Origin of the sequence: Photobacterium sp. OFAV2-7, from assembly GCF_022347985.1 — a bacterium.
In the GTDB taxonomy this organism is placed as follows: domain Bacteria; phylum Pseudomonadota; class Gammaproteobacteria; order Enterobacterales; family Vibrionaceae; genus Photobacterium.
Genome location: NZ_JAKRFQ010000364.1, coordinates 1 through 4820, shown reverse-complemented (window position 1 = coordinate 4820; position 4820 = coordinate 1). Strand labels below are relative to the sequence as shown.

Genomic DNA, 4820 nt, shown 5'->3' with positions numbered 1-4820 from the left:
GTCATATCAACAACAAGATCAAAACAATCACGACCAATCGCTATTTTTGCCAAGTTCGCGAAGGCTTCCGTATTCTCAGTTTCTGCATTTGCTTCTGATGCAGAGCCCGAATGAATACCACCCACACGGCAAGTTACTTCAAACGCCCCAAGGTAACCTTTAACCTTCACCTGGGAGCTGAAATACAGGTTCTCACCTTTACTTGCCGTATCTGCTTTGGCTAACTTTTCTGTCGCAAGCAACGTCACCGAATTCAGCGCCGAAAATTGAGATTTCAGTGCAGTGATCGTTTCTTGCTCACCAATCAGCAACACGTTCCCGCGGCTTTCATAAGAAACCGTAGGCGGGATCAGGTTTGAGAGCTCGACAGTACCTGCAATCGCAGTGTGTCGTGCTTGTCCGTTCTTGTCAGAAAATGCTTCTAGTGTACTTTTTAACATTCTTATTCCTGTCTACTCGTCACCGTCAGTCAGTGCCGACTGAAGTGCCTTGTTTATTAAAGATTTTTATAAACGAGGCGCTTCATTGCCCTTATAAGAGCAATTACCGAACCAACTTTTTACGGAATAAAATGACCTAAAGGGAACTAAAGTCAGAAGGAGTCAGTTTGAACCACCCACCCTGGGACAATTTGTCCTAATGATTTTTGAGTAGTGCGCCAAAATGTCCCGATCTTTTTTAAGGGTATTATTCCCTTTTTGTCCCAACTTCAGTTCTGCTGCCTCATTTTTGTAACAGCCGACTTTTCTTTTTCATTAATTAAGAGTGGTTAGCATCGTGCCTTAGCTTCTAGCTAAAGGGACTTTTACCGCATCAGGCTCATCACACGTATCTACACAACGAGTAGATACTTCTTCTGACAAGGTAGGGATAGATGCGTTTTGAGATGCTAACTCTATGGGTTCAAGCTCAGAGGGTTCAGTCTTCGTGACAAGCTCAATGTATTCAGACTCTGCGGAACACGTATCTTCACCATCATCAGATATTGACGGAGCAATTTGCTCTGAAGCGTCTAGTTGTTCTGACATTTCTTCTAGCTTTTCTGACGCCTGATTCACCCAGTTTCGAAGCTGTTTGGTCACACCGGAATCCAAGGTAGGGACATTGGAAAAGTCTTCCGTGTGATCATCCATATCACTGACATAGTTAAACTCGTCGGAATGAAACAACTTACGCAATGCTGCTTTCTTTACGGACTTATCTACGCCCGTTTTCATAAACGACGTAACTCCGCCATCAAAGGTTACATTGGCAACATCTTTCAGCGTCAGCGCTTCTGCTCCACTTGCCTCGTCTGCATCTTTCGATAGATTAGGCCCAGTATCAGAATCATCTTCATGAGGTAATTTGTTTTTTGCTTCAGTAACTTGGCTTAAGCTCGCAGTATCTTCACTCAGAAGGGAATCCGCACCAGACTCAACAGCATCTTCTTTCTCAACAGTAGCTTCACGCGATGCCAGCTTTCTGCTTGACCAACGCTGGAAGAAATTAGTTGCCACTAGAGCGCCCTTTTTTATCTTTACTTTTGTCTTTACAACGCTTGCGTCTGAACTCGATTAACTCACCATGACGGCCAATAAAAGCTTCCATCCAGGCCTGCACCTGAAGCGGGATTTGGATATGGAGAACTTGATAATCACCATCCATATAACTGCCCGCAACGCTTTGAGCTGCAGTAACCAATAGCGGGGATAGTTGCTCATTCTCCTCTTCACAAACAATGAATAAGTGCGGATCCTGAGAGCTCAAATTAAAGCGATATTCGGTACGCTCATCACGGTAAAGTTCCAATGGAAGGATGTAGCCACCATCTGATTGGGCAACTTCATTCTTTTTGTCCGGATCATAAAGACAGACATCTTCAATAGACCAGGATAAGGTCGACCAACGACCAATTTGCTTCTCTTCAGAGGCCAAACGAAAGGCTATCGGCCATATGGATTCATCTTTATGCAAATCTGGCACATGCGCTCCTTAATCATTACTCGTTTACTCTTGAATAAGGCACATAAAGCAATTATCAGACCAACTTCAGTTTAATCGCTCATTTCCACACTCCTGACTCATATAGTTGGAATGATGTTTGCTAGACTGTGAAACTACTAACGACATGAAAAAGAATGTCTGCCGATAAACCCTATTGGACACAGACATAATTAGAACGTTTTCGAATCAGCAGGAATTTCTGATGACCCAACTGCCAAAAATCATTAAAACCAAATCATCCGTCAACCAGACTATGACCGTTCAGGTTATGGACGAGTATGGCGACATGATGGAGAAAGAAATCGCCTGCGAGCACCCCTTAACGGTTTACCTGAACTGGATTGAGATTGTTACCTTGATGACCCTTGGCGAGCGGCCTTCCGCATTGGTCCTTGGCTATTTAAAAAACCAGGGATTTATTGAAGATATCAACGCCATTGAATCTTTGATCATTGACTGGGATACCAACTCGGCGGCTGTGATCACCAAAGAAAGCACAGATGGTCTTGAAAAGAAGTTAGGTAAGAAAACAGTGACCTCAGGATGCGGTCAGGGCACCATGTTCGGTAACGTAATGAAGAAACTGGAAGGCGTTACGCTCCCCCAACCGACCATTCCGCAGTCAAAACTGTACGGGCTGCTGGAATCACTTACGCATCATAACGAAACCTATAAAGCTGCAGGTGCTGTTCATGGATGCGCCGTTTGTAAGGACACTGACATTCTGTCTTTTGTCGAGGATGTCGGCCGACACAATGCGGTTGATACCCTCGCTGGCGAGATGTGGTTAAAGGGTGAAACAGGCGAAGACAAAGTCTTCTACACCACAGGCCGACTGACCTCCGAGATGGTGATTAAAGTCGCCCAGATGGGGATCCCAGTTCTACTATCACGTTCAGGTGCCACGCAGATGGGGTATGAGCTGGCTCAACAGCTGGGGATCACCATGATAGCCCGCGCCAAAGGACACCGCTTTCAAGTCTACAACGGCCAGGAAAACCTAGTCCTTGACGTCAAGGGCGTGAATGCCGAAGACGGAACCAAACTCAACCCACTTGATGACCAACACAAACCAGAACACAAAGGTGAAAGCGATCATCTGCGAGCCGAAGCAAAACACACTGGAGGCAATGAATAAATGTCCACCAGCTTTCCCGAGTTCATGAATGCCAAACTGGTTGCGGAGTATTTAGACCTTAACGAAAAGAAGGTATACGCCCTTGCCAACGACGGCTTGCTGCCTGCTACCAAAGTAACCGGAAAATGGCTGTTTCCCAAAGCCATGCTCGATAAATGGCTGCTGGAGTCCTGCCATAACGGCGTACTGAATGATCGTTTACTGATCGCCGGCTCGGACGATCCCCTCCTTCAGATGATTGTCGGCAACATGGCCAACAAACTGGGTAGCACGGCACTGGTCGGCTATACCTCAACCGGCACCCGACAAGGGTTAGCGATGCTTAGCAAAGGTCATGTCGACATGTGTGCTATTCACTGGGGCCATGCTGATGAGGCGCCACTGCGTCACCCTGCATTGCTTCAGCAATACCCTGGCCACAAAAACTGGGTACTTATACATGCCTTTGAACGCCAGCAAGGACTGGTCGTTAGTCATGAGATTGCAGACTGTATTAATACGCGTTCGCTTAATCCGCAAGAACTGCTGGCTTCTCGCTGGCGGTGGGCACTTCGTCAGGAAGGTGCCGGAAGCATGCGCGCACTTGAAGAATGGTTACACGGCCATGCCTTCAATATAGATATGCTAACCAAAGCCGACGTTTGTTATAGCGAGCGCGAACTGGCCTCCTCCATTGCCCGCGGACAGGCAGATGTCGGCTGCGCCAGCCAAAGCACTGCCGGTGAGTTTGGATTGGGTTTTATCCCGCTTTGCCGGGAAGCGTTTGAACTGGTTATTCCCAAGAACATCTATTTCAGAGCGCTACAACAGCAACTGATTCAGGCTTTGTCTGATCCTGAAATACAGGCTAAAGGCGATCAGCTGCAAGGCTATAATTTTCAGCGAACCGGTACGCAAGTTTGGAGCGCTAACTAGTAACAAACAATCACAACTGAATTTTGCTTAGCGAGGAAACCTGTTTCCTCGCTTAATGATTGCAAAATGACACATTTACTTGATTTCACCTTTAAGCGAAAGCCATCAATTAGCAAGTAGCTTTATATCAATGACATTAAATGCAATCACCTCTACAGAAAACCACCCCCAATTTACCTTACTCTCCTAGCTTTCCTGACAGCCTCTCCAAAAAAGCTCTCCAAAAGCACCGGTATTCACCCGATCAATATCAGGTCAATTATACAGGCTGATACATAACCGAAACAGTTCTTACCAAGTCACCCTGCTTACCAAATCCTGCGAAAATCACGGCTTCTACTTACTGAGAATCATAAGCAAAACCAATATGCTAATTAGTAACAAACCACATAATAAATGGTTATGTAATGTACATTTCAGTTAGCTTTCTGCCGAATATGTGAGCAATTACTCTAAAATGAAAAATTCCTGCTTGGAATATTGATCTATGCCCAATTTCTGCCTGTTATGCTTTAAGTTTTGTGCCACCAGGTGCACACTAGAGCTTGGTCCTCCGACCAGTAATAAATTACTCTGAATTTACATGAAATATAAATAGCGTAAGGAGTGGTCATGAATTCATTCATAACCGGCGCAACTGGATTTATCGGATCTCAACTTTTAAGGCGTCTGGCTAAGAGACCGGGAGATATCTACGTACTGTCATTTAGCGAAGCATGCGAAGAAAGACTTCAGTCTCTCATTGAGAAATATCAACTTCCCAAAAATAAGTTTCATAGTT

The 4820-nt window shown here is 45.4% G+C and carries 5 protein-coding genes and 1 pseudogene; 3 read left to right on the top strand and 3 right to left on the bottom strand.

What is annotated here, in order from left to right; genetic code table 11:
* From MHN01_RS16800 to MHN01_RS16790, 3 genes and pseudogenes are all read right to left on the bottom strand, one after another.
* Window positions 1–440: pseudogene (locus MHN01_RS16800) on the bottom strand ((Fe-S)-binding protein); the annotation flags it as partial.
* Window positions 441–782: 342 nt separating this feature from the next.
* Window positions 783–1499 (bottom strand): DUF3306 domain-containing protein, encoded by a 717-nt coding sequence (locus tag MHN01_RS16795; protein ID WP_239412393.1) that lies wholly within the window; start codon window positions 1497–1499, stop codon window positions 783–785.
* Complete coding sequence (locus MHN01_RS16790) at window positions 1489–1965, bottom strand: DUF3305 domain-containing protein (RefSeq protein WP_239412392.1); 477 nt, start codon at window positions 1963–1965, stop codon at window positions 1489–1491. The genes MHN01_RS16795 and MHN01_RS16790 overlap by 11 nt, the downstream gene beginning before the upstream one ends.
* Window positions 1966–2188: 223 nt before the next feature.
* On the opposite strand from MHN01_RS16790, the gene fdhD reads away from it, so the two are divergent.
* From fdhD to MHN01_RS16775, 3 genes are all read left to right on the top strand, one after another.
* Window positions 2189–3124, top strand: coding sequence for a formate dehydrogenase accessory sulfurtransferase FdhD (gene fdhD, locus MHN01_RS16785; protein ID WP_239412391.1), 936 nt, complete (start codon window positions 2189–2191; stop codon window positions 3122–3124).
* Window positions 3125–4039, top strand: a complete 915-nt coding sequence (locus MHN01_RS16780) for a helix-turn-helix transcriptional regulator (RefSeq protein ID WP_239412390.1) — start codon at window positions 3125–3127, stop codon at window positions 4037–4039.
* Between the two features lie 612 nt (window positions 4040–4651).
* A partial coding sequence (locus MHN01_RS16775) for an SDR family oxidoreductase (RefSeq protein WP_239412394.1) occupies window positions 4652–4820 on the top strand: 169 nt, incomplete at its 3' end.

What these genes read in the sequence shown, in the direction of transcription:
- MHN01_RS16780 (WP_239412390.1), top strand. Translation starts at nt 3,125, where the DNA reads ATGTCCACCAGCTTTCCCGAGTTCATGAATGCCAAACTGGTTGCGGAG.
- fdhD (WP_239412391.1), top strand. Translation starts at nt 2,189, where the DNA reads ATGACCCAACTGCCAAAAATCATTAAAACCAAATCATCCGTCAACCAG.